The sequence below is a fragment of the Alloyangia pacifica genome, assembly GCF_900116195.1.
Classification (GTDB): domain Bacteria; phylum Pseudomonadota; class Alphaproteobacteria; order Rhodobacterales; family Rhodobacteraceae; genus Salipiger; species Salipiger pacificus.
In genome coordinates this window covers 364,619-389,036 of the sequence record NZ_FOZW01000001.1, presented here as the reverse complement: position 1 = coordinate 389,036, position 24,418 = coordinate 364,619, and the positions used below count along the sequence as shown (strand labels likewise).

The following is a 24,418-nucleotide window of genomic DNA, read 5'->3' as shown; positions in this document are numbered from 1 at the left end:
TGTCAGCGGGGCCTCAGCGGCTCCACCAGCCGCGACGCTTGGGCTTCGGGGCCTCGTCCGCCGCCTCGGCGGGAACGGGCTCCGGCGCGGGTTCGGGCTCTTCCGGGGTTTCCGCGACGGGCTCCACGGCAGCAGGCTCTTCCGCGACCGGGGCTTCCGCCGGAGCTTCCTCCGCGACCACAGCCGGGGCTTCGGCAACCGGGGCTTCGGCAACCGGGTCCTCGGCGGGGGCTTCTGCCACCTCTGCCGGAGCAGCCGCGTCTTCCGCGACCGGCGTTTCCATCGGCGCTTCAACAGGTGCTTCGGCCTCGACCAGCGTCTCCACCGGGGCGGCTTCCGACTGAGCCTCTGCCGCGACCGGTGCCTCTGCCGCCGTCTCCGCTGCCGGAGCGTCCTCGGCTGCGGCCGCCGTGACCTCTTCGGTCACCTCGGGCTCGGCCTTCTTGCGGCTGCGCGAGCGGCGGGTGCGCTTGGGCTTCTCGGCGGGCGTCTCCTCGGCTGCGGGGGCGTCGGCGGCTTCCGCGGGGGCTTCGGACGCTTCTGCGGGGGCCTCTTCGGTCACGGTTTCGGCGCCGGCCTCAGCCTCAGCCTCGCCATTTCCCTCGCCATCGGAGCCGCTCTCGTCACCGTTCTCACCGTTCTGGCCATCCCGGTTCTTCGACCGCGAACGGCGGCGGCGGCGGCGACGCTTCTTGGGCTTGTCCTCGCCGTCTTCTTCGCCCGAGCCATTGCTCGGCCCGGTGTCGGTCTCGGCGTCGGCGCGCGCCTTGGCGTCGGCCTCGGCCTCTGCCGCGATCAGCTCTTCGTCCTCATCCTCGTCACCGGCGTAGTCCTCGTCCACCTGATCCATCAGCGAAGCGGTGGCCGAGACCACCGGCGCGACGACCTCGGGGACGTTGCGCGTGGCGGTCTTGAACTTCTCCATCGAGAAGTCCGGGCTGACGAGGTGCAGGTCGCCCTCGATGCGCACGGCCATGCCGTAACGCGCCTCGATCTGCGCGACGTGCTCGCGCTTCTGGTTCATCAGGTAGTTGGCGATGCCCACCGGGCATTTCACCAGCACCTCGCGGGAGCGGCGGCGCACGCCCTCTTCCTCGATCTGGCGCAGGATGTTCAGCGCCATGTTGTCATCCGAGCGGATCAGGCCGGTGCCGTGGCAGGCCGCGCAGGGCTGCGTGGTGGCCTCGATCATGCCCGGGCGCAGACGCTGGCGCGACATCTCGAGAAGGCCGAAGCCCGAGATGCGGCCGACCTGGATACGGGCGCGGTCGGTCTTCAGCTTGTCCTTGATCTTCTTCTCGACGGCAGCGTTGTTCTTGCGCTCTTCCATGTCGATGAAGTCGATGACGATCAGACCGGCGAGGTCACGCAGACGCAGCTGGCGTGCCACCTCTTCAGCGGCCTCCAGGTTGGTCTTCAGCGCGGTTTCCTCGATCGAGCCTTCCTTGGTGGCCCGGCCGGAGTTCACGTCGATCGCCACCAGCGCCTCTGTGACACCGATCACGATGTAGCCACCGGACTTCAGCTGCACGGTCGGGTTGAACATGCCGCCGAGGTAGCTTTCGACCTGGTAGCGCGCGAAGAGCGGCATCGGGTCGAGGTAATGTTTCACGTTCTTCGCGTGGGACGGCATGATCATCTTCATGAAGTCCTTGGCGATGCGGTAGCCGCGCTCACCTTCGACGTGCACCTCGTCGATCTCGCGGTTGTAGAGGTCGCGGATCGAGCGCTTGATGAGGTCGCCCTCTTCGTAGATCTTCGCCGGCGCCACCGATTGCAGCGTCAGTTCGCGGATCTGCTCCCAGAGGCGCTGCAGGTATTCATAGTCGCGCTTGATCTCGGTCTTGGTGCGCTTGGCGCCCGCGGTGCGGATGATCAGACCGGCGCCCTTCGGCACGTCGATGGTCTGCGCGATTTCCTTCAGCTTCGAGCGGTCGGCGGCGTTGGTGATCTTGCGCGAGATGCCACCGCCACGGGCGGTGTTGGGCATCAGAACGCAGTAGCGGCCAGCGAGCGAGAGATAGGTGGTCAGCGCCGCGCCCTTGTTGCCGCGCTCTTCCTTGACGACCTGCACCAGCAGGATCTGGCGGACCTTGATGACTTCCTGGATCTTGTACTTCCGCGCCCGCGGCTTGCGCGCCGGGCGGATGTCTTCCTCGGTGTCGTCATCGGCAACCGACTCGATGCTGTCGTCGGACTTGGCCGCGTCGAGCTCGTCGGAATGATCGTCGTGGTCGTCGGCCTCCGGCGCCTCCTCGGGGGCCTTCTGCTCGGTCGCGGTCGCCTCTTCGGCGGGCTCTTCGACCGGGGTTTCGGCCACGGTTTCCATCGGCGACAGACCTTCGTCGTCGCGCGCATCGAGGACGTCATCCCCGAGGTCGATGGTTTCCATGCCGGTGATGCCCTCGGACACGTCGCCCGAGGCGGCGTCCGAAATCTCGCCGGTCACCAGCTTGTCGTCGGTGCTGGCCTTCTCTGCCTTGCTGCGCGAGCGCGAGCGGCGCGTACGGGAGCGCGACGTCTTCGAGCGCGACTTTTCCTTGTCGTCCTCGTCGTCCTCTGCGGCGAGAGCCGCCTCTTCCTCCATCAGCGCCTGACGGTCGGCGACGGGGATCTGGTAATAGTCGGGGTGAATTTCCGAGAACGCCAGGAAGCCGTGACGGTTTCCGCCGTAATCCACGAAGGCCGCCTGCAGCGAAGGCTCGACCCGTGTGACTTTCGCCAGGTAGATATTGCCTGCTAGCTGGCGCTTGTTTTCCGATTCAAAGTCGAATTCCTCGACCTTGTTTCCGTCGACCACCACGACGCGGGTCTCTTCCGCGTGGGTGGCATCGATGAGCATTTTCTTTGCCATGTTTTCCGTGTGCACGGCACATGCGCCCCGGGCCCGGGCGGAGCCGGGCTGCGGGACGAGGTGGCGTGGCTTGTCTGGGCGTTGAGCGGCGCGCAAGCACGGGAAGACAATCTGTCTTCGCCCGGGTGCCTGATCTGCGTCGCGCGCTGCATCGCGTTTCTTCTCCGACACCTTCGCGGCTGAACGCCCCGCGGTGCCTTGTTGCGGCCCGTCGCCTTGGGCGGTCCGGGCAATGTGCTTGGCCTTGCGGCCAGATCGGTCTGCCCGGGGTCCTGTGGCGGACGGCTCCGAAACAGCGAAACTCTTTGGCACTGCGTGACGCGAATGGCGCCAGACGCACTTGCCTAACCGGTAGCATAGGGGCATCGCCGCCCCAATGACAATATGGAATGTGACGGGTGCATGAATTCATCCACAGGGCTGCCCCCAGTACCGACAGGGCCATGCCACCGCGCCCTGCGCCACTGTCCCGAGCCCTCCACCAAGTACCACGACCGCCACCGCGCGCACGCATTCATCGTCCCCTCCAGCCGTCGCCGTCTCGCACCGCCATTTTTGGTATACCATTTGTATTGACCTTGCGTCGCCAGCCGTATTCAACTCGCCGGGACGCCCCCGGAAACGGAACCGGGGCAGAGACGAGGAGGACGTCATGACCGGAAGAAACAAGCTCAAGGCGCGGCTCAGGGCCGGCGAAACCGTCGCGGCCGCATGGTTCGAGCTCGGCTCGCCCGAGGTGGCCGAGCTGCTGGTCTACAGCGGCTGGGACGTGCTGGTGATCGATTGCGAGCACGGCGCGGCGGGACTGGAGGCCGGGCTGAACCTGCTGCGCGCGGTCGAGGGCGCGGGCGGCGAGGCGGTGATCCGGGTGCCTGACGCCTCCGAGGCTACTCTGAAGCGCGCGCTCGACCGCGGGGCGCGCTCGATCATGGTGCCGATGGTGCATACCGCCGCCCAGGCCCGGGAGATCGCTTCCTACTGCCTCTACGCGCCGCGCGGACGGCGAGGCTATGCCGCACCCATCGTGCGCGCCACCAACTGGGGCACCATGCCGGATTACGGCGCCACCGCACATGAAGAGCTGCTGCTCATGGCACAGGTCGAACATGTCGATACGGTGGACGAGGTCGCCGAGATCGCCGCGGTGGAGGGCATCGACATGGCCTTCGTCGGCCCCAACGACTTCGCCGCCTCCATGGGGCTGCTGGAACAGACCGAACACCCGCAGGTGCGGGCCAAGATCGGCGAGGCGGAAAAGGCGGCGCTGGAGGGCGGGCTGCTTCTGGGCACGATCACCGGTGTCGCCGGGCCGGGCCGCGGCTACGCCGAGCTGCGCGAGGCGGGCTATCGCTTCATCGTCGGGCCGAACGACGTGCATCTTCTGGGTGGCGCCGCCCGCGCCGCAAAGGCGCAGGCTGCCGAGGCCCTGGGTGAGGCGGCCGCCGAGGCCGCCCCGACCACGAGTTACTGACCCTCAGCCAAACGCCTTCAGGCGCTTGATCAGGGCGGAGGTGTCCCAGCGGCCCCCGCCCATTTTCTGAACATCCTTGTAGAACTGATCGACCAGAGCGGTCACCGGCAGCGAGGCACCGATCTCGTTGCCGGTGGCAAGGCAGATGCCGAGGTCCTTGCGCATCCAGTCCACCGCGAACCCGTGCTCGAACTTGTCGTCGAGCATGGTCTCGTAGCGGTTCACCATCTGCCAGGAGCCCGCAGCACCGCCGCCGATCACCTCGACCACCGCGCGCCCGTCGATGCCCGCCTTCTCGGCAAAGGCCAGCCCCTCGGAGAGGCCCTGCACCAGCCCGGCGATACAGATCTGGTTGACCATCTTGCACAGCTGGCCCGCGCCACTGTCGCCGAGGCGCTTGCACATCTTGGCATAGGCGTCGATCACCGGCTCGGCGGCGTCGTAATCGCCCTGGTCGCCGCCGCACATGACGACAAGCTGGCCGTTCTCGGCCCCCGCCTGCCCGCCCGAGACCGGCGCATCGACAAAACCGAAGCCGTTGTCCTTGGCAACTTCCCAGAGCTCGCGCGTCACCATCGACGACACTGTGGTGTGATCGACGAAGACCGCGCCTTCGCCCATGCCGGCAAAGGCCCCGTCCTCGCCGAGGCAGATCGCCCGCAGGTCGTCGTCATTGCCGACGCAGGCCATGACGAACTCTGCACCCTCGGCCGCCTCGCGCGGGGTGGCCGCCATTTTGCCACCGAACTCACCCACCCAGGAATCGGCCTTGGCCGCGGTGCGGTTGTAGACGGTCACCTCGTGTCCGGCCTTCGTCATGTGGCCCGCCATGGGGTAGCCCATCACGCCGAGCCCCAGGAATGCGCATTTTGCCATGGATCAACCTCCCGTTATCGCTGTCCTTGGGGAAGTTGTCGCCGCTCGCCCGCCCCTTGGCAAGGGGGCGGGTCTTGGGTAAGCCCGTCGAAAGCGGGCAAACTCGGGGCAGAACATGGCGACACTCTTCCGGTGGCTTCTCAGGCTCGTCAGCGTGACGATCCTGCTGGGCATCCTCGGCGTGGGCCTGGCCTACTACCTGGCGTCACGCTCGCTGCCTGACTACGACAAGACGCTGGAGGTCGCCGGCACCGCGGGCGACATCGAGATCGTCCGCGACAACGCCGGCGTGCCGCATATCTTCGCGCCGGTTGACCGCGACGTCTATTTCGGCCTTGGCTATGTGCACGCGCAGGACCGGCTGTGGCAGATGACCCTGCTGCGCCGCACCGCGCAGGGCCGCCTGTCGGAACTCTTCGGCCGCCGCACGGTCGAGACCGACACGCTGATGCGCCGTCTCGACCTCTACACCCATGCCCGCATGTCGGTGGAGGCGCAGGACGACGAGACCCGCGACGCGCTCGAGGCCTATGCGGCCGGGGTCAACGCCCGCATCGAGGAGATCAACTCAGACAGCCTCGGCCGCGGCGCGCCTGAATTCTTCCTGTTCAACGCCCCGATCGCGCCCTGGCAGCCAGCGGATTCGCTGGCGGTGATCAAACTCATGGCGCTGCAGCTCTCGGGCAACTTCCGTGACGAGATCCTGCGCGCCCGCACCTCGCTCGCTCTGCCCGACCCCGAGATGATCGAGGACATCCTGCCCGACATCCCCGGCCCCGGCATCGCCGAGCTGCCCGAATATGCGGCGCTCTTCCCCGAAAAGCCGCTGCCGCGCTTCGCCGAGGCCAGCCGCCCCGCCCCCGCCCTGATGCCGGTGGCACCACCGGGGATGGCGGGGGCTTCCAACGCCTGGGCCGCCGCACCCGAGCGCTCTGCGGGTGCCGGCACGCTGCTGGCCAACGATCCGCACCTCGGGTTCACCGCGCCCTCGACCTGGTATCTCGCACGGCTGCAGCTCTCCTCCGGCGGGGTGATCGGCGGCACCATTCCCGGCGTGCCGGCGGTGATGCTGGGCCGCTCCGAGCACATCGCCTGGGGGCTGACCTCGTCGTATCTCGACGATCAGGACCTCTACATCGAGGAGCTGGACCCGGAGAACCCCGAGCGCTACCGCACCCCCGACGGCTACAAGAGCTTCCGCACCCGCCGTTCGATCGTCGACATCAAGGGCGCGCCGCCGGTCACCCTGACCCTGCGCTGGACCGACAACGGCCCGGTGCTGCCGCGCAAGGCCTTCGATCTCGACCGGATCACCCCGCAGGGCGACGTGGTCTCGCTGGCCTGGACCGCGCTCGGCGACAAGGACAGCTCGATGAGCGCCGCCATCGGATTGATGAAGGCGCAGACCGTCGACGCAGCGCTGGAGGCCAGCAAGGCCTTTGTCGCGCCGTCGCAGATGCTGACGCTGATCGACGACCAGCACATCGCGATGAAGCTCATCGGTGCCATGCCCGCGCGCGATCCGCAGAGCCAGACGCAGGGCCGCATGCCCAGCCCCGGCTGGATCGCGGCGAACCGCTGGCAGGGCACGCTCCCGGACAGCGACAACCCGGTGTTCCGCGACCCGAAGGGCGGCATCCTCGGCAATACCAACAACAAGATTATCGACCGCCCCTTCCCGCGACACGTCAGCTTCGACTGGGGGGACAGCCAGCGGATCATGCGCTGGCAGGCGCTGATGCAGGGCCGCGAAGTGCACACCCGCGACAGTTTCATCGAGGCGCAGCTCGACACCGTCTCGCCCGCCGCCCGCACCCTGCTGCCGCTGATCGGACGCGACCTGTGGTTCACCGGCGAAGCCGCCCCCGAAGGCACGCCGCTGCGGCAGCGCGAGCGCGCGCTCGACCTTCTGGCCGAGTGGAACGGCGAGATGAACGAGCACCTGCCCGAGCCGCTGATCTACGCCGCCTGGCTGCGCGCCCTTCAGGACCGGCTGATCCGCGACGAGATCGGCCCGCTGGCGGATGAATACACCCATGTCGATCCGCTGTTTATCGAGCGCGTCTTCCGCAACATCGACGGCGCGGGCAAATGGTGCGACGTGCTGCGCTCGGCCCCCAAGGAGACCTGCACCGACATCGCCCGCATGGCGCTGGACGATGCGTTGGTCCGGCTTGGCGAGCGCTACGGCACGCAGCTGGAAAGCCTGCGCTGGGGCGATGCCCACCAGGCGACGCACAAGCACTCTGTGCTGGGCGACGTGCCGCTGCTGAATTACTTCGTGAACATCCGCCAGACGACCTCGGGCGGTGATTTCACCCTGCAGCGCGGCGTCACTTCCGGCACCGGCAATGACCCCTTCGCCAACGTGCACGGCGCGACCTACCGCGGCGTCTACGACTTTGCCGATCCGGACAGCTCGGTGTTCATCATCTCGACCGGCGAGTCGGGCCACCTGCTGTCACGCCACTACGACGACATGGGCACGCTCTGGCGGCGCGGCGAATACCTGCCCATGTCGCTCGACGAAGACCTCGCCCGGGCCGCCTCGGTCGGCGTGACCCACCTGGTCAAACCGTGAGCACGGACTCCCGCATTACCCGCGCCGAAGCGCAGGCGCTGGCGCGCGCAGCGCTGGCAGAGCAGCGCCCGGGCCGAAGCTACGGCCTCGGCTGCCTGAAGAACGAGGACCGCCCGATGCGCGCGCAGGTGTTCTGCGCCGCGCATCCGGACGAGCACCTCGTGGTGAAGGTCTTCGCGCCGGGACTCGCCGAGAAGGCGCAGGCGCAGGCTGCCCGGCAGCGCGACGTGGCCGCGCAGATGCAGGACGGCCCCTGGCGCGCGCCGGAGGTGCTGTTCTTCGACCCCGCCCGGCTGGTGCTTGGCATGGTTTATGCGCCCGGGCCGAGCCTTGCCGAACTCTGGCCCCGCCTGCCCGCCGCAAAGCGCGAGGTGCCGCTGGAGGCATCGGGAAGCTGGCTCGCCGCGCTGCACCGCCCGACGCTGCAAACCCGCAAGCTGCGCCCGCGCGGGCAGCTCGAATGGCTTGCAGCCCAGCTCGCTCAGGCGCACGAAACCGGAACGGCAATTCCCGAATCGGAGAGTTTCTCCCTCAGGCTCGCGGAACTGGAGGCGCTGTTTTCCGAGACCCGTGGCAAGCCGGCGACCCGAGCCGTCACCCACAAGGACCTGCACCTGTCGAACCTCGTCAGCGCGGGTGGCGCGCTCTGGGGACTGGATTTCGAGAACGGCGAGCTCGATGCCCCCTACCGCGATCTCGTGGGACTGCTGATCGACGCGCTGGCCACCTGCCCCGAGCCTGACGCCCCCGGCTTCGGCGCGGCACTGGCACGCGGGTACGGCGACGAGATCACCGCGCCCGAGGCGCGGCTCTTCCTGCAGCGCGCCTATGCGCTCGGCACCTGGGCCCGCACACCGGCCGCGCCGTCCACGCGCCAGCGCGCACGGCTGCAGGCGGCGAAGATGATCCTCGCCGCCGACAGGCCGTTGTTCTGAAAAGAGCAATTTCCTCCGAAGGAAATTGCAAATCTCTTCGAAGAGATTTGCCTCAGACCGTCTCGAACTGCGCGCGGTCCTTCGGCGTCCAGCGAAGGTGCAGCAGGTAGCCCTCGTCGTCCTGGTCCTCGGACTGCACGAAGCCCTTCTGGAACAGCCAGGCGCGGCGCTTGCCCTCGCCGAAGCCGAGCCGGATATCTTCGTCCACCGAGGCACCCTGAAGGCGCTCGGTCACCGCCTCGAGCAGCCCGTCGAGCCCCTCGCCGGTGATCGCCGAGACGGCGAAGATGCCCTCGTCGCGCGACGCACGCGCCAACGCCGCCTCGCGGTCCTCGGGCTCGAGCCGGTCGATCTTGTTCCAGACCTCGATCTGCGCCACGTCGTCGTTGACGCCAAGCGAGCGCAGGATGGCATAGACGTCCTCGGCCTGCTCCATCGTGCCCGGATGCGAGATGTCCCGCACGTGCAGCACGATATCGGCGGCCAGCACCTCCTCGAGCGTGGCGCGGAAGGCCGCGACCAGCTCGGTCGGCAGGTCAGAGATGAAGCCCACCGTGTCAGACAGGATCACGTCCATGCCGGTCGGCAGTTTCACCGCGCGCATGGTCGGGTCGAGCGTGGCAAAGAGCATGTCCTTGGCCAGCACTTCGGCCCCGGTCAGCCGGTTGAAGATCGTCGACTTGCCGGCGTTGGTGTAGCCCACCAATGCCACGATCGGATAAGGCACCTTGGCACGCGCCTTGCGGTGCAGGGCGCGCGTCTTGACCACCTTGTCGAGCTGCCGGCGCAGGCGCACCAGCTGTTCGTCGATGGCACGGCGGTCGGCTTCGATCTGCGTCTCGCCGGGACCGCCGACGAAGCCGAGCCCGCCCCGCTGACGTTCGAGGTGGGTCCAGGCCCGCACGAGGCGGGTGCGCTGATAGCTCAGCGCAGCCATCTCGACCTGCAGCACACCCTCGCGGGTGGCGGCGCGGTCCGAGAAGATCTCGAGGATCAGCCCGGTCCGGTCGAGCAGCTTCACCTTCCACTCTTTTTCAAGGTTGCGTTGCTGCACCGGCGTCACCGGGCCGTCAACGAGCACCAGCTCGATCTCGGCCTCCTTGATGCGCTCCTTCAGCTCGGCGATCTTGCCGGAGCCGAAGAGCGTGCCGGGATGCGGGTCGCGCAGAGGCACGACATCGCCCCCCACGACCTCGAGATCGGGGAGAGCGGCGGCCAGGGCCACACCTTCTTCGAGCGCCATCTCCGCATCGCGGCGATCACGGTCGGACTTGATGTCGGGGTGCAGGACCCAGGCGCGGGTCACATGCGGATCATGTTCGTTCAAGCGGTATCGTCGCCGTCATAAAGGTTGATCGGCTGCGACGGCATGATGGTCGAGATCGCGTGTTTGTACACGAGCTGCGACTGACCGTCGCGGCGGAGGAGAACGCAAAAATTGTCGAACCAGGTGATGACACCCTGCAATTTTACACCGTTGATCAGGAAAACCGTAACCGGAACCTTGGTTTTCCGCACATGGTTAAGAAATGCGTCCTGTAGATTTTGTCTGTCCGAAGCCATTAAATTAGCCTTTTTTTCTTGCTGTTGCCGTTCTCAGGCGCTCCCTCGTTCCGGGCGAGTATGTATCGCAAGTGGCGGAACTTCCAGAGCAAAAATATCGCCTCCGCGACGCCCTGAGCGAGGCTTCGCATATGGGTGCGCAAAGCGCGAGATCAATCCCGCCAGATGTCCGGGGTCAGTAGCACGATGATGCCCAGCACCTCGAGCCGGCCCAGCACCATGGCCGCGACAAAGAGACCCTTGGCCCCCTCGCCCATCTCGCTCAATGGAATCGGTTGCTCGGCGGCGGCACGGATCAGCGGGCCGCAATTGGTCAGGGCCGCGACCGTGGTGACCATGGCGTTCTCGAAATCCAGCCCCGAGAGGGCGAAGAGCAGCGAGAAAAGCGCGATGGTCATCGCGAAGAGCATGAAGAACACCCAGGCGACAAAGGCCCCCTGCCGGCGGATGCGCCGCGCCATGACGCCGGAGCGTCCCAGCGAGTGCGGATGCACCAGCCGTTCCATCTCGCGCACGCCGGCGAGGTAGAGCGCGTAGATCCGCAGCAGCTTCACCCCGCCCGCGGTTGTCGCGACACCGCCGCCCATGATCGCCAGCCCCATTAGAATCACCCCAGGCGTCTGGAGCCCCGACCAACCACGCACCGCGCCCCAGTCGGCGCTCTGGAAGCCGGTGGTCGACAGGAAGGACAGCGCGGTGAACAGCCCGCCCCAGAGCGAGCGCAGACCGGCGGTCAGATCGGTCTCGGTGCCGATGTCGAAGGCGGCGATCCAGTGGCGCATGAAAAGGGCGGCCGGCAGCGCCAGCACGATCAGCAGCCCGATGCGGAACTCGGGATCGTTGCGCAGCTTCGAGCCCGCGAGCCCCTTGGTGTCGCCGGAGAAGGTCAGCCGGGAGAGGGCAAAGAACAGGAACAGGAAGATGATCATCTCGCCGGCCATGCCGCTCTGCGCGGTCTGCGGCCCGCCGATGGGAGAAATTCCCGATGTCGAGAGGGTCGACATGGCGTGGCTCAGGGCCACCAGCGGCTGATCGCCAGCCATCAACAGCATCACCCAGAGCGCCACCGTCAACCCGACGTAGATCGGGGCCAGAACCCGGGCCGAGGCGGCGAGCCGCAGCGCGGGATCCGTCACGTCGCGCCGCGCCGCGCCCGCATCAACGCTCTGCCCCGGCTCGCCCGACGCGGTGACCTCGAAACCGCCGAGCGTGAGCGGCGCCAGCAGCGCCGCCGAGCTCACCCAGATCAGCAGGCCGCCCATCCATCCCACCTGCGCCCGCCACAGATGCTCGGCGGCCGAAAGCCGCTCGGGGGCGAAGAGTGTCGCGCCGGTGGTCGTCAGGCTCGAGACCATCTCGACATAAGCGTTGAGGAAGGTGGTCGTGCGCACCGCCTCGTGGAAGGGCACGGCCAGCATCGCGGGCAGCAGCAGGAAGGCCGCCAGAAGCGACAGCAGCTGCCGCGAGGCCGAGCGGTGGTGGGTCCGCGTGGCCTGGGCGATGCCGATCAGCGTGGTGAGCACCATGCCGACGATTGCGGCGTAGAAGAAGCTGCGCGCGTCGTGGAAGTCCTCTTGCGCCAGCGCCACGGCGGCGGGGGCGATCATCGAGGCGCTGGCGAATCCCGCAAGCAGCAGCAGAAGGGGCAGACGGCTGAGCGCGGTCATGGCTCAGAAGAAATCGATCGAGACCTGCAGGAGCCGTTCGACCTCCGGCACGTCCTTGGCGAGGGCGAACATGACGATGCGGTCGCCCTCCTCGATGCGCAGGTTGCCGGTGATCTTGACCACCTCGCCGTCCTTCATCACCGCGCCGACCAGCACGCCCTCGGGGAATTCGATCTCGCGGATCATCCGCCCGGCGATGGAGGAGGTCGAGAGCACCTCGGCCTCGATCACCTCGGCCTCTGCGTCACCGATGGAATAGACCGAGCGCACGCGGCCATGGCGGATGTGGCGCAGGATCGAGCTGACGGTGGTGGCGCGCGGGTTGATGTGGGCGTCCACGCCCATCGGCTCCATCAGCGGCACCAGCGTGGGATCGTTGATCAGCGCGATGGCCATGGGGCAGCCCTCGGCCTTTGCGCGCACGGCGGCCAGAAGGTTGGTCTTCTCGTCGTCTGTCACGCAGAGCACCGCGTCGGCGCGGGCGATCCCTGCCTCGCGCAGCAATGCCGTGTCGAGCGCGTCGCCGTGCAGCACGATGGTCCGCTCCAGCGCGTCGGCGGCGCGTTCGGCAGCGCCTCGATCCTTTTCGATGACCTTGGCGCGGATACGCTCGGCCCGGCTTTCAAGCGCGCGGGCCACAGCAAGGCCGACGTTGCCGCCGCCCAGCACCACGATGCGCTCCTGCTTGCGCTGCGCCTTGCCGAAGATCTCCAGCGTGCGCTGGATGTCCTCGGCGTGGACCAGCACGTAGCAGGCATCGCCGGCAAAGATCTGGTCACGCGGCTCGGGGGCGAAGAGCGTACCTTCGCGGCGGATGCCCACCACCACCGAGCGCAGCGTCGAGAAGAGGTCCGACAGCTGCCGCAACGGCGTGTTGATGATCGGGCAATGTTCGTCGATGGTCAGGCCCAGAAGCTGCGCCCCACCTTCGAGAAAACGCTCGGTATCAAAGGCCGCGGGGGCCGAAAGGCGCTGCAGCGCAGCCTCGGCAACCTCCTTCTCGGGCGAGATCACCACGTCGATCGGCAGGTGGTCGCGGCGATACAGATCGGAGTAGATCGCCGTCAGGTAGCTCTGCGAGCGCAGGCGGGCGATCTTGCGCGGAATGGCAAAGATCGAATGGGCCACCTGGCAGGTGACCATGTTGACCTCGTCCGAATAGGTGGCGGCGATGATCATGTCGGCGTCGCGCGCGCCGGCCTTGTCGAGCACGTCGGGATAGGAGGCGAAGCCCGCGATCCCCTGCACGTCGAGCGTGTCGGTGGCGCGGCGCACCAGGTCGGGGTTGCTGTCGACCACGGTGACGTCGTTGCGCTCGCCCGAAAGGTGGCGGGCAATCTGCCAGCCAACCTGGCCCGCCCCGCAAATGATGACCTTCATGTCGTCTGTCCAAACTGCTGGCAAAGGATCCCGGGCGGGGCCCGGTTTGCGTCCGGCATGACATGCCGGATGCAAGCGGTCAATGCACGGAGGCCGCCCGCCGGTCCCCGGGGCTGGCCCGAGGACCGAACTGTCCCGGTTTTTAACCCGTTACGCGACATGCCTGTCAGGACGCTGAGGTCACCTGCTCGTCCTCGACATAGGCGATGCGGCCGCCGGATTTCGCCCCGGTGACCACGCCCAGCGACTTGAGCTTGCGGTGCAGCGCCGAGCGCTCCATGCCGACGAAGGCCGCGGTGCGCGAGATGTTCCCGCCGAAGCGGTTGATCTGGGTGAGCAGGTATTCACGCTCGAAAGCCTCGCGCGCCTCGCGCAGCGGCAGGGTCGCCAGCGTGCCCGAGAGCACCACGCGGCCCTCCTCGTCCTCGCCCGCCGGGCCGTCCTGCGGCAGCTCGCGCGCCTCGATCGGACCGGTTCCGTCGCCGAGGATCAGCACCCGCTCGATCAGGTTCTTCAGCTGGCGCACGTTGCCCGGCCAGATCATTGTCTGCAGCAGCGCGACGGCATCTTCCGACAGCTCGCGCAGCGGCAGGCCCTGGCTGCGGTTGAAGCTCTCGATGAAGTGCTGCGCCAGAAGCGGGATGTCCTCGCGCCGGTCTTCCAGCGAAGGCACCGCGATCGGCACCACGTTGAGCCGATGGTAGAGCTCCTGCCGGAAGGTGCCGGCGGCGATCTCGGCCTCGAGGTCGCGGTTGGTCGAGGAGATCACCCGCAGATCGACCCGCACCTTGTCTGCGCCGCCGACCCGGGTGAAGCTCTGGTCGACCAGCACGCGCAGGATCTTCGACTGGGTGCCGAGCGGCATGTCCGCCACCTCGTCGAAATAGATCACCCCACCGTGCGCCTGCTCCAGCAGTCCCGGCTCGACGCCGCGCTCGGCGCTTTCGCGTCCGAAGAGCATCTGCTCCATGTTGTCCGGTGCGACGCCGGCGCAATTGACGGTGACGAAAGGTGCCGAGGCGCGGCCGGAATTGGAGTGGATGTAGCGGGCCGCCACCTCCTTGCCGCAGCCTGCGGGGCCGGTGAGCATCACCCGGCCATTGGACTTGGTCACCTTGTCGATCTGGCTGACGAGGCCGCGGAACATGGCGCTTTCGCCGATCATCTGCGCGACCTCGGTCTCGCGGCGGCGCAGCTGGCTGTTCTCGCGACGCAGGCGCGAGGTCTCCATCGCGCGGCGGATCACCACCAGAAGCTGGTCGATGTTGAACGGCTTCTCGATAAAGTCATAGGCCCCCTGCTTGATCGCCGCGACGGCGATCTCGATGTTGCCATGGCCCGAGATGATGATGATCGGAATGTCCGGGTTGTCGCGCTTGACGGTCTTGAGGATATCGATCCCGTCCATCTTGCTGTCCTTCAGCCAGATGTCGAGGATCATCAGCGCCGGCGGTTCGGAGTTGACCTCGTTCATCGCCTCGGTGGAGTTGCCGGCCAATCGGGTGGTGTAGCCCTCATCCTCAAGGATGTCCCCGATCAGCTCGCGGATGTCGCGCTCGTCGTCGACAATCAGGATGTCGCTCATGTCTGCCTCTCCAGTTCCGAAATGCTCGTGTCCGAATTATCCGGCAGATCGCCGGTTGTGCCGAGCGGCAGGCGGATGACCGCCATCGCCCCGGCATGGTCGGCACCGCCAAACAGCGGCGCGTCCTCGAGCGCCAGCGTTCCGCCGTGCTCCTCGATGATCTTCTTGACGATGGGCAGGCCGAGGCCCGTGCCCTTGTCGCGTGTGGTGACATAGGGCTCGAAAAGCCGCGCCCGGTCCTCTGGCAGGCCGATGCCATTGTCCATGATGCGGATCACCGCGCGCCCGTCCTCTTCGGTCAGGCTGACGCGGATCTCGGGGCCGTGGCCCTCGGGAGCGCCCTGCTCGCCGAGGCTCTCGATCGCCTCTCCCGCGTTCTTGATCAGGTTGGTCAGCGCCTGCCCCACCATGGTGGCGTCGAGCTCCGCGGGCATCGCATGCGCCGGCAGGTCGCTGACGAAGCGGATGCCGGGCTGGCCGGTTTCCTGCAGCAGCACCGCACCGCGCAGGAGCGCCACCACGTCCTCGGGCTTGCGCTCGGGCTCGGGCATGCGGGCGAACTTGCTGAATTCATCGACGATGCGGCGCAGATCCTCGGTCTGGCGCACGATGACCTCGGTCATCTGGTCGAGCTTGGCCGCATCCTCTGCTTCGAGCTGGCGCGAGAACTTGCGGGTGATGCGTTCCGCCGAGAGCCGGATCGGCGTCAGCGGGTTCTTGATCTCATGCGCGATGCGCCGCGCCACGTCGCCCCATGCGGCCATGCGCTGCGCGCTGACGAGGTCGGTCACATCATCGAAGGCCACCACGTAGCCCTCGAGCGCGCCATCCTGCCGCCGGCGGACCGAGAGCCGCACCAGCAGGTGCTCGAGACGTCCTTCGCGGCTGACCTTGACCTCTTCCTGCGCGGTCTCGAGCCCGCTGTCGCGCAGCCGGTCGTAGAGCGGGCCGAACTCGGGCACCGCCACTGTCAGCGGCACGTCGGCGCGCGGCTCGCGCCAGCCGAGCAGCCGCTCGGCGGGACGGTTGACGAAGGTCACCTTGCCCTCGGCATCGAGGCCGACCACGCCGGAGGTGATCGACGAGAGCACGGAATCGAACAGCCGCTGGCGACGCTCGATCTGGCGGGTGTTCTCCAGCAACGTCTCGCGCTGGCCCTTCAGCTGCCGGGTCATCTGGTTGAAGTAGCGACCGAGCATGGCGATCTCGTCGTCGCCCTCGCCCTCGATCACCTGCACGTCGAGATCGCCCGCGCCAACCCGCTGCGCCGCGCCGGTGAGGCGTCCCACCGGCTGCGCCATGCGCTCGGCGAACCAGAGCCCCAGCCAGACCGCCGCGAGGATCAGCAGCAGCGCGAAGCCAAGGTAGACCAGCGCGAAGTCGAAGAGCCGCCGTCCGCGCTCGGTTTCCTGCTGCTGGTAGAAGCGCGCGGTTTCCTGCGTTTCATCGAGAAGGTTCAGCAGATTTCCGTCGACCACGCGGCTGACATAGAGGAACCGATCAGGGAACGCCGCAAGCGGCATCAGCGCGCGCAGCTCGTGGTTGTCCCAGTCGGGGATCAGCACCAGACCCTCGGCACGGGCGCGGATGAACTGCTCGCGCGAGGGCTGCTCGTAGTAGAAGAGATAGGAGCGTTCGCCTCGGGCGCGGATCTCGCCGCCGCCGTCAACAACGTAAGCCTCGCGCAGGCCGCGCTGGATCTGCGCCTGCCCCTGCCCCAGCACCTGCCGCACGTCGCCATCGTCAAGGGCGAAATTCGCCCGCCGCGCGCCGTCTATGAACCGCGCCAGCGCCTCAACGTCCTCGATCAGCGCGATCCGCTGCTCTTCCTCGTAGGCCTCGGCGGCGGCCATCGAGGCACCGACAACGTTCTGAACACGGCTGGAGAACCAGGTTTCAAGACCGATGTTGATGGTCAGCACGGCAAAGACCGCGACAGTGACCGTGGGCAACAGCGCCATGAGTGCGAAAAGCCCGGTCAGCCTCAGGTGCAGGCGCGAGCCGGCGGATTGCGCCCGCCGCTCCGAGATCATCCGCACCAGACGCGCCATCACCAGCGTGGCGATCAGCAGCACGTAGACCATGTCGGCCAGCAGCACGAGCCGAAGGCTCAGCTGCGTCGCACGCTCGCCGCTGCCAAGGGGACCCAGCACGAGGAACGTCAGCACCGCGAGCACCGGCCCCAGCAGGACCAGCCCCAAAGTCGCCACGTTCTGAACGCGCCGCTGCCGGCGCAGCCTGTTCATGCGCGCCCAAGTCGAACTCCGTGCCCGGGTGGCCACAGATTCACCTCACACTGATAAGCTGCTCGAGGCAGCATCGCCAAAAAGCTGTGGCTTCTCATGAATGCGCCGCCCCGAAGGCGGCGCATTGCGGCCACATGCGTGTGACGCTTTTACATCAGTTTGCGACGCCGTGTCACGCGAATATCAAGATCGGTGATCTTCTTACGCAAGGTATTGCGGTTGATGCCAAGAAGATCTGCACATTTCGCCTGATTTCCGCCCGTCGCCTCCAGCGCGATCTCGATGAGCGGCGCTTCCACTTCCTTGAGAATGCGGGTGTAGAGCCCCGGCGCCGGCAGCATGTTGCCGTGCAGGTCGAAGTAGCGGCGCAAGTGACGCGCCACCGAGGTGCTGAGTTTCTCGCTGTCGCCGCCGCGCAGGATCGGCCCGGTGTCGGGCTGATTGCCCAGCACCGCCTCGACCTCGGCGCGGCTGATCTCCTCGGCGCGCGAGGTGAGGCTCAGGCGGCGCACGGCGTTCTCCAGCTGCCGCACGTTGCCCGGCCAGCTGTAGGCGCGGAAGAGCTCGACGGCATCTTTCGACAGCCAGCGCTTGGACGCACCCTCACGCTCGGCGCGCTGCAGGAAGTGCTCGGTCAGCAATGCGATATCCTCGACCCGCTCGCGCAGGCTGGGCACGTTGATGGTCGCGCCCGAAAGGCGGTAGTAGAGGTCCTGGCGCACAGCGCCCTCCTCCATCGCCTGCGCCAGATCACCCTGGCTGGTGGCCATGAAGCGCGGCACGTGCTCGCCAGGGATGTCCATCATGCGCACGACGCGGGCCTGGATCTCGTCGGGGATGTCGGTGATCTCGTCGATCAGCAGCGTGCCGCCCTTGACCCGCGCCAGCACCCGCGCCGGACCTTCGAGGTCCGACAGGTCGGCGCCGGTGACCGTGATGAACGGCAACGTGCGGCGGTCCGAGAAATCATGGATGGCGCGCGCGATCAGCGACTTTCCCGTGCCGCTCTCGCCCGAGATCAGCACCGGCAGATCGGTATTCATCACCTTGGCAACGAGCCGGTAGAGCGCCTGCATCGCCGGGGTCTTGCCGACCAGCGGCAGCTCGTCCGGGCCGTCGGCACCGATGGTCGCCACCTCTTCGCGCTTGGCCGAGCGGTTGCGGTTGTCCAGCGCCTTCGCCGTGCGCTTCATCAGGTCCGGCAGATCGAAGGGCTTGGGCAGGTAGTCGTAGGCCTCGGCCTCGGCCGCCTGGATCGCGGTCATGATGGTGTTCTGCGCCGAGATCACGATGACCGGCAGATCGGGCCGGTCCTGGCGGATCTTCGGCAGCATCTCGAGCCCGTTGCCATCGGGCATGACGACATCGGAGATCACCACGTCGCCCTTGCCCTCGCCGACCCAGCGCATCAGCGTGGTCAGCGACGAGGTGGCGTGCACCTTGCACCCTGCACGGGTCAGGGCCTGGGTCAGCACGGTGCGGATGGTGCGGTCGTCGTCTGCGACAAGTACGGTGCCGTCCATTTACCTGTTCTCCTCAATCTCGCGCGGGGCGCGCGGCAACGAAATGCGAAAGACCGTGCGGCCGGGGACGGAATCCACCGAGATCCAGCCGTCGTGGTCGGAGATGATCTTAGACACCAGCGCGAGGCCGAGGCCGGTGCCGTTCTCGCGGCCCGACACGAAGGGGTCGAACACGTCGCCCTTGATGTCCTCGGGCAGGCCGGGGCCGTCGTCGATGACCTCGATCTGCAGCGGCAGCTTCTGGGTCGACCCGTCCGGCCGGCGCATGCGGAAGCTGTGCTCGAAGAAGGTGTGCAGGCGGATCGTGCCGCCCTCCTTGGAATCGGCGGCCTCGGAGGCGTTCTTCAGCAGGTTCAGCACCACCTGTAGCAGCTGGTCGGGATCGCCGTGGGCCAGCGGCAGCGAGGGGTCGTAATCCTCGATGAACTTCATGTGGGCGCCGACACCCAGCTGGGTGGATCGACGGGCACGGTCCAGCACGTCGTGCAGGTTCACCGGCTTCTTCTCGGGGGCCGAGAGATTGCCGAACTGCTCGACCTGCTCCAACAGTTTCACGATGCGGCGGGTCTCAGCGACGATCAGGTCGGTCAGCTCGAGATCATCCTTCGAGAGGTTCATCGACAGCAGCTGCGCCGCGCCGGTGATCCCCGCCAGCGGGTTCTTGATCTCATGCGCCAGCATCTCGGCCATGCCGATGGCGGATTTCGCGGCGGATTTCACCGAATGGCTCTGGGTCATGCGTCCGGCCAGTTCGCGTGGGCTGATCAGCATGATAAACCAGCCCGGGTAATTCTGCACAGGCGCGAGCTGCAGGTTGCACACCAACGGCGGGCGGTTGCCGGTGCCGACGTCCACGTCGTTGACGAAAAGCGGCGTGCCGTGCTCGCGTGCCCGGGCGAGGCTTTCTTCCAGTGGCGCATCCACCGCGAGACGGTCCCAGATCGGCTGACCTACAAGCCATTTCGCCGAGTTGTTCATGAAGCCCTCGGCGGCCGGGTTCATGTCGGCGATGCGCTCCTCGGCGTCGAGCAGCACGGCAGGCACCGGAAGCGATGACCAGAGCTGCGTCAGGAGTTCGGTGTTGGTGCTCATGCGGCGACCTGCAGGTCGCAGGCCAGCGCCTCGTCCAGAAGCTGCAGCGTCTCGGCCGGCTCGCGCGCGGTCAGCACGCGCTTGCGCAGCTGCGCGTCCGGCGCCGCATGATCCATGTACCAGCCAAGGTGCTTGCGCGAAACGCGGCCGCCCAGCTCCTTGCCGTAAAACCCAAGCATTGCCTCGTAATGCTCTGCGACCATTTGATAAAAAGCCTTTCCCCTTGGCACGTCAGGTGCCGGTGTTCCGTAGAGCTCGGCAGAGATCTGCGCCAGCTTCCAGGGCGCGCCCTGCGCCCCTCTGCCGACCATGATCCCCGCCGCGCCGGAGGCCTTTAGAGCCGCCCGCGCTGTCGCCGCGTCCACGATGTCGCCATTGGCAACCACCGGGATCGACACGGCCTCGACCACCTCCCTGATCGCCGCCCAGTCGGCGGCGCCCTTGTAGAATTGGCACCGGGTGCGCCCGTGGATGACGATCATCCGCACACCCGCCTCCTCTGCCCGTCTCGCAATCTGCGCGGCGTTCAGGCAATCGCCATCCCAGCCGAGCCGCGTCTTCAGCGTCACCGGCAGATCGACGGCCCCGACGACCGCTTCGATGAGCCGCAGCGCATGATCCGGCTCGCGCATCAGCGCCGAGCCCGACCAGCCTCCCGTGACCTTCTTGGCCGGGCAGCCCATGTTGATGTCGATGACCTTCGCGCCCATGTCCGCGACGTGTCGTGCCGTCTCGGCCATCGGCTCGGGCGCTCGGCCCGCCAGCTGCACAGAGGTGTTCTCGATACCCGCGCCCAGCTCCGCCTTCTCGCGCGTGCCGGGACGCGCGGTGAGGAACTCGCCGCTGGCAATCATCTCGGACACGACGAGCCCCGCGCCGAAGCGCGACACCAGCGTGCGAAAAGGCAGATCGGTGATTCCTGCCAGCGGGGCCAGCAGGACGGGGGGATCGATGAGTCTGTCACCCAGCGAGAAATTCAAGCGCCTATTCCTTGTGCAGATGCTTGGGAGTTAACGCGCACGCGCCGCCTGTTCAATCATTTGGGGGCGTTAAGTGCGCACGCCAAACGCGAGTGATTAAAAAATGTGCGGCGCACCTCCGGTGATTGCACCGCTGATCAGCAGCGCCTAGAGAGGGACGCCGGAGGTCAACACCATGGAAACAGCCGCGGAAACAGCCGCAATCATCGTCGCCGCGGGGCGCGGCACCCGCGCCGGTGGCGGGCTCCCGAAGCAATGGCGCGACATCGCGGCGCAGCCTGTCGCGCGCTGGACGCTCGAGGCCTTCGCGCCGCTCTGCCCGATCGTGCTGGTGATTCACCCCGAGGACCACGAGATCGCCGAGTCGGTTGCCGAGGGTCTGCCGGTGACGCTGGTGATCGGAGCCGGTGACCGTGCCGGCTCGGTCCGTGCCGGGCTCGACGCGCTGGCGGAAAATCCGCCCGCCAAGGTGCTGATCCACGATGTCGCCCGCCCTTGTGTCTCGCGGCACACCATCGAGGCGGTGCTGGCCGCGCTCGACGATGCCCCCGGCGCTGCGCCCGCTCTGCCGGTGACCGACGCGCTCTGGACCGGCCGCGAGGCCGAGGTGACAGGCACGCAGGATCGCAGCGGCCTTTTCCGCGCGCAGACCCCGCAGGGCTTCCGCTACGCGGAGATCCGCGCCGCCCATGCCGTGCACCCCGGTGGCGCCGCAGATGACGTCGAGGTCGCCCGCGCCGCCGGGCTCTCCGTCACCATCGTTCCCGGCGAGGAGCGAAATCTCAAGATTACCGGCCCCGAGGATTTCCAGCGGGCCGCCAGCTACCTCAAGACCCCCATGCAGGAGACCGCCATGGATATCCGCCTCGGCAATGGCTACGACGTGCACCGCTTCGGCCCCGGAGACCACGTGATGCTCTGCGGCGTGAAGGTGCCGCACGGGCGCGCGCTGCAAGGCCATTCCGACGCCGATGTCGGCATGCATGCGGTGACCGACGCGCTCTACGGCGCCCTCGCCGAGGGCGACATCGGCCGCCACTTCCCGCCCAGCGATCCGCAGTGGAAAGGCGCGGCGTCGGAAATCTTCCTGCGCCATGCGGTCGAGCTTGCCGAGTCCAAGGGATACACCATCTCCAATATCGACGTTACGCTGGTCTGCGAGCAGCCCAAGATCGGCCCCCATGCAGCGGCCATGATGGCCGAGATGGGCCGGATCATGGGGCTCGAGGCGGACCGCGTCTCGGTCAAGGCGACCACCTCCGAACGGCTCGGCTTCACCGGCCGTGAAGAGGGTATCGCCGCCATCGCAACCGCAACGCTGGTGAAGCCATGAGACTGATCGCGACCTTCTTCTACGCCGGGCTGCTGCGCCCTGCGCCGGGCACCTGGGGTTCTCTGGCCGCCCTGCCCGCCGCCTACCTGCTGCTGGTGCTGGGCGGCTTCTGGCTGCTGCTGGCGGCCACGGTGGTCGCCTTCGTGCTGGGCTATATCGCCACGCGCGAGCTGACCGCCGGCGGCGAGGACGAGGACCCGTCGTGGATCGTCATCGACGAGGTGGTCGGCATGTGGATCGCGCTCTTCCCGGTCGGCTACGGCGCGATGATGATGGGCGTGGACTTCTGGCGGCTCTGGCCCGGCTGGGTGTCGGGCTTCGTGCTGTTCCGCCTGTTCGACATCTGGAAGCCCTGGCTGGTGGGCTGGGCCGACCGCCGCGGCGACGCGATGGGGGTGATGCTCGACGACGTGATCGCGGGCATCTTCGCGGCGCTGGTGAGCATTGTCCTCGCCGGGATCGCGCATGGCTTCCTGATGTGAGGGACGAGATGACCGAAGAGCTTGCCCAAGACATTCTGACCCGCGCCATGTCCGCGGGCGTCACCCTCACCACTGCCGAGAGCTGCACCGGCGGCATGGTCGCCGCCGCAATCACCGACATCGCCGGATCGTCGAACATCTTCGAGCGCGGCGTGGTGACCTATTCCAACGCCGCCAAGGTCGAGCTGCTGGGCGTGCAGCCCGCCACTCTCGAGGCGCATGGCGCGGTCTCCGAAGAGGTCGCCGCCGAAATGGCAGAAGGCGCACGGGCGCGGGCCGGTGCCGATCTGGCGGTCTCGGTCTCGGGCATCGCCGGGCCCGGCGGCTCGGAGCACAAACCCGAGGGCCGCGTCTGCTTCGGCCTCGCCAGCGCATCGGGCACCCGAACCGAAACCGTCGAGTTCGGCGCATTGGGGCGTGGCAAGGTCCGCGCGGCGGCGACGCGCCACGCGCTGCAACTTCTGCTGGACGCACTGCCCTAGGACAGCGCGCCGCTCAGCCGTAGAGCTCTGCCGCCCGCCGCTCGAAGGCGCGCACGATGCGCTGCATCGCCTCGTAGAAGAACATCCCCGCCGCGCTCTGCAACAGGCGGTTCTTGAACTCGAAATCCACGAAGAAGTGCACGTCGACGCCGCCCTCGGGCGCGTCCTCGAAATGCCATTTCGAGATCATGTGTTTGAACGGACCGTCGAGATACTCGGTGTCGATCTTCTTTTCTTCGGGCCAGAGCGTCACGCGGCTGCCGAAGCGCTCGCGGAACACCTTGAAGCTGATCACCAGATCGGCCAGCATCACCTCGTGATCGCCCATTTCGTCGCGCGAACGGATCCGCGCCGCTGCCGTCCACGGCAGGAACTTCGGGTAATTCGCGACATCCGCCACGAGGTCATACATCTGCTGCGCCGTGTACGGCAGGCGCTTCGTCTCGGAGTGGGTCGGCATGACGCCCCTTTATCGCGTGACAATGCCGGCACATTTCCTATGCTGCGCGCGGATTTTCAAGGGGTGAACCATGGCAGAAAAGCCTTATGTCGTAGACCAGATGATTTCGGCAAAGGCGATCGCCGCCAAGATCGAGGACCTCGCGCGCGAGATCGAGCGCGAATTCGCCGATACCGAGAAGCTGGTGGTTGTCGGTCTGCTGCGCGGCAGCTTCGTCTTCATCGCCGACCTGGTGCGAGAGCTCGACCTTGCCGTCGAGGTGGATTTCCTCGAGGCCTCCTCCTACGGAGACGGCATGGAGTCGAGCCGCGAGGTGCGCATCCTCAAGGACCTGCGCTCGCCGATCGAGGGGCGCGACGTGCTGCTGGTCGAGGACATCGTCGACACCGGCTTCACGCTCAGCCACGTCATCCACCTGATGGAGAGCCGCAAGCCGCGCAAGCTGCGCACCATCGCGCTGCTCGACAAGCCGGCGCGGCGCGAGGTTCCGCTCAAGGCCGACTGGATCGGATTCGAAATTCCTGACGAATTTGTCGTGGGTTACGGGATCGATTTCGCGCAGCGCAACAGGAACCTGCCGTTCATCGGGAAGGTGCGTTTTCCGGAGGCATGAGCCTTGATGACCCTCGTCGGCCGGCGCCTCCGATGCGCCGGCTGATGACTTTCAGAGTTCCGCCCATCTCACTGATTCAAATAACTTTCGTAACTCCCCTTGATGCTTGAAGAGAAGCTCCACGGCTTGCCCGCGGCGCTCACCCCGAACCCGCGGGCACATTGCACCAACCGGAACGCAATCACGGCGGGCGATCCGGCCTGGCGACCCCTCCGCGTATCGCGATTTGGTCAGACAGCGTGATGATTTCCGTGAACCCCTGAAACATCCGGGGTGGAACGCGATCTCAGGAGCC

Annotated in this window: 19 protein-coding genes; 7 read left to right on the top strand and 12 right to left on the bottom strand. The window is 67.1% G+C overall.

Annotated features, from left to right (window positions below):
- Positions 1 to 13: 13 nt before the first annotated feature.
- Entirely contained in the window at positions 14 to 2,854 is a 2,841-nt protein-coding gene (locus BM397_RS01875; RefSeq protein WP_092420856.1) for an Rne/Rng family ribonuclease, read from the bottom strand.
- Positions 2,855 to 3,506: 652 nt separating this feature from the next.
- Here BM397_RS01875 and BM397_RS01870 point away from each other — a divergent pair.
- The gene (locus tag BM397_RS01870) at positions 3,507 to 4,325 is read left to right on the top strand and encodes an HpcH/HpaI aldolase family protein (protein WP_092420854.1); all 819 of its coding nucleotides are present in this window, start codon (positions 3,507 to 3,509) and stop codon (positions 4,323 to 4,325) included.
- Positions 4,326 to 4,328: 3 nt separating this feature from the next.
- Here the strand turns inward: BM397_RS01870 and BM397_RS01865 are convergent, their stop codons facing one another.
- A complete protein-coding gene (locus BM397_RS01865; protein ID WP_092420851.1) occupies positions 4,329 to 5,201 on the bottom strand; it encodes an NAD(P)-dependent oxidoreductase in 873 nt (290 codons plus the stop codon).
- A 115-nt stretch (positions 5,202 to 5,316) separates the two neighbouring features.
- Here BM397_RS01865 and BM397_RS01860 point away from each other — a divergent pair, with 115 nt between their 5' ends.
- Together BM397_RS01860 and BM397_RS01855 are read left to right on the top strand one after the other, a co-directional pair.
- Positions 5,317 to 7,782 (top strand): penicillin acylase family protein, encoded by a 2,466-nt coding sequence (locus BM397_RS01860; protein WP_092420848.1) that lies wholly within the window; start codon positions 5,317 to 5,319, stop codon positions 7,780 to 7,782.
- A complete protein-coding gene (locus BM397_RS01855; RefSeq protein ID WP_092420845.1) occupies positions 7,779 to 8,717 on the top strand; it encodes a phosphotransferase family protein in 939 nt (312 codons plus the stop codon). Before BM397_RS01860 ends, BM397_RS01855 begins: the two co-directional genes overlap by 4 nt.
- Before the next feature lie 52 nt (positions 8,718 to 8,769).
- Here the strand turns inward: BM397_RS01855 and hflX are convergent, their stop codons facing one another.
- The 9 genes from hflX to dusB all read right to left on the bottom strand — a co-directional run bounded on the left by hflX (position 8,770) and on the right by dusB (position 20,753).
- Positions 8,770 to 10,023: a GTPase HflX gene (gene hflX, locus BM397_RS01850; RefSeq protein ID WP_092422350.1), complete on the bottom strand. Its 1,254-nt coding sequence runs from the start codon at positions 10,021 to 10,023 to the stop codon at positions 8,770 to 8,772.
- 17 nt (positions 10,024 to 10,040) lie between these two features.
- Complete coding sequence (gene hfq, locus BM397_RS01845; RefSeq protein WP_092420842.1) at positions 10,041 to 10,280, bottom strand: RNA chaperone Hfq; 240 nt, start codon at positions 10,278 to 10,280, stop codon at positions 10,041 to 10,043.
- 152 nt (positions 10,281 to 10,432) lie between these two features.
- Positions 10,433 to 11,947, bottom strand: coding sequence for a TrkH family potassium uptake protein (locus BM397_RS01840; protein WP_092420839.1), 1,515 nt, complete (start codon positions 11,945 to 11,947; stop codon positions 10,433 to 10,435).
- Positions 11,948 to 11,950: 3 nt separating this feature from the next.
- Entirely contained in the window at positions 11,951 to 13,327 is a 1,377-nt protein-coding gene (gene trkA / locus BM397_RS01835; protein WP_092420836.1) for a Trk system potassium transporter TrkA, read from the bottom strand.
- 166 nt (positions 13,328 to 13,493) lie between these two features.
- Entirely contained in the window at positions 13,494 to 14,912 is a 1,419-nt protein-coding gene (gene ntrX, locus BM397_RS01830) for a nitrogen assimilation response regulator NtrX (protein ID WP_092420833.1), read from the bottom strand.
- A complete protein-coding gene (locus BM397_RS01825; protein ID WP_092420830.1) occupies positions 14,909 to 17,158 on the bottom strand; it encodes a sensor histidine kinase NtrY-like in 2,250 nt (749 codons plus the stop codon). The genes ntrX and BM397_RS01825 overlap by 4 nt, the downstream gene beginning before the upstream one ends.
- Positions 17,159 to 17,307: 149 nt before the next feature.
- Positions 17,308 to 18,681 carry a response regulator gene (locus tag BM397_RS01820; protein ID WP_092420827.1) on the bottom strand — a complete coding sequence of 458 codons (1,374 nt, stop codon included), beginning with the start codon at positions 18,679 to 18,681 and terminating at the stop codon, positions 17,308 to 17,310.
- A complete protein-coding gene (locus tag BM397_RS01815) occupies positions 18,682 to 19,773 on the bottom strand; it encodes a two-component system sensor histidine kinase NtrB (RefSeq protein WP_092420824.1) in 1,092 nt (363 codons plus the stop codon). It abuts the gene before it with no gap.
- Positions 19,770 to 20,753, bottom strand: a complete 984-nt coding sequence (gene dusB / locus BM397_RS01810) for a tRNA dihydrouridine synthase DusB (RefSeq protein WP_092420820.1) — start codon at positions 20,751 to 20,753, stop codon at positions 19,770 to 19,772. Before dusB ends, BM397_RS01815 begins: the two co-directional genes overlap by 4 nt.
- Positions 20,754 to 20,928: 175 nt before the next feature.
- Here dusB and BM397_RS01805 point away from each other — a divergent pair, with 175 nt between their 5' ends.
- Genes BM397_RS01805 through BM397_RS01795 form a run of 3 tightly spaced genes read left to right on the top strand, consistent with a single transcriptional unit; the run spans position 20,929 to position 23,050 of the window.
- Positions 20,929 to 22,086: a bifunctional 2-C-methyl-D-erythritol 4-phosphate cytidylyltransferase/2-C-methyl-D-erythritol 2,4-cyclodiphosphate synthase gene (locus BM397_RS01805; RefSeq protein ID WP_092420817.1), complete on the top strand. Its 1,158-nt coding sequence runs from the start codon at positions 20,929 to 20,931 to the stop codon at positions 22,084 to 22,086.
- Entirely contained in the window at positions 22,083 to 22,568 is a 486-nt protein-coding gene (locus BM397_RS01800) for a phosphatidylglycerophosphatase A family protein (protein ID WP_092420814.1), read from the top strand. Before BM397_RS01805 ends, BM397_RS01800 begins: the two co-directional genes overlap by 4 nt.
- Positions 22,569 to 22,576: 8 nt before the next feature.
- Entirely contained in the window at positions 22,577 to 23,050 is a 474-nt protein-coding gene (locus BM397_RS01795; protein WP_092420811.1) for a CinA family protein, read from the top strand.
- Between the two features lie 13 nt (positions 23,051 to 23,063).
- Here BM397_RS01795 and BM397_RS01790 read toward each other — a convergent pair whose 3' ends face one another.
- Positions 23,064 to 23,510 (bottom strand): type II toxin-antitoxin system RatA family toxin, encoded by a 447-nt coding sequence (locus tag BM397_RS01790; RefSeq protein ID WP_092420807.1) that lies wholly within the window; start codon positions 23,508 to 23,510, stop codon positions 23,064 to 23,066.
- 70 nt (positions 23,511 to 23,580) lie between these two features.
- Between BM397_RS01790 and hpt the strand changes: the two genes are divergently transcribed.
- The gene (gene hpt / locus BM397_RS01785; RefSeq protein ID WP_092420804.1) at positions 23,581 to 24,123 is read left to right on the top strand and encodes a hypoxanthine phosphoribosyltransferase; all 543 of its coding nucleotides are present in this window, start codon (positions 23,581 to 23,583) and stop codon (positions 24,121 to 24,123) included.
- The last annotated feature ends 295 nt before the right edge of the window (positions 24,124 to 24,418 follow it).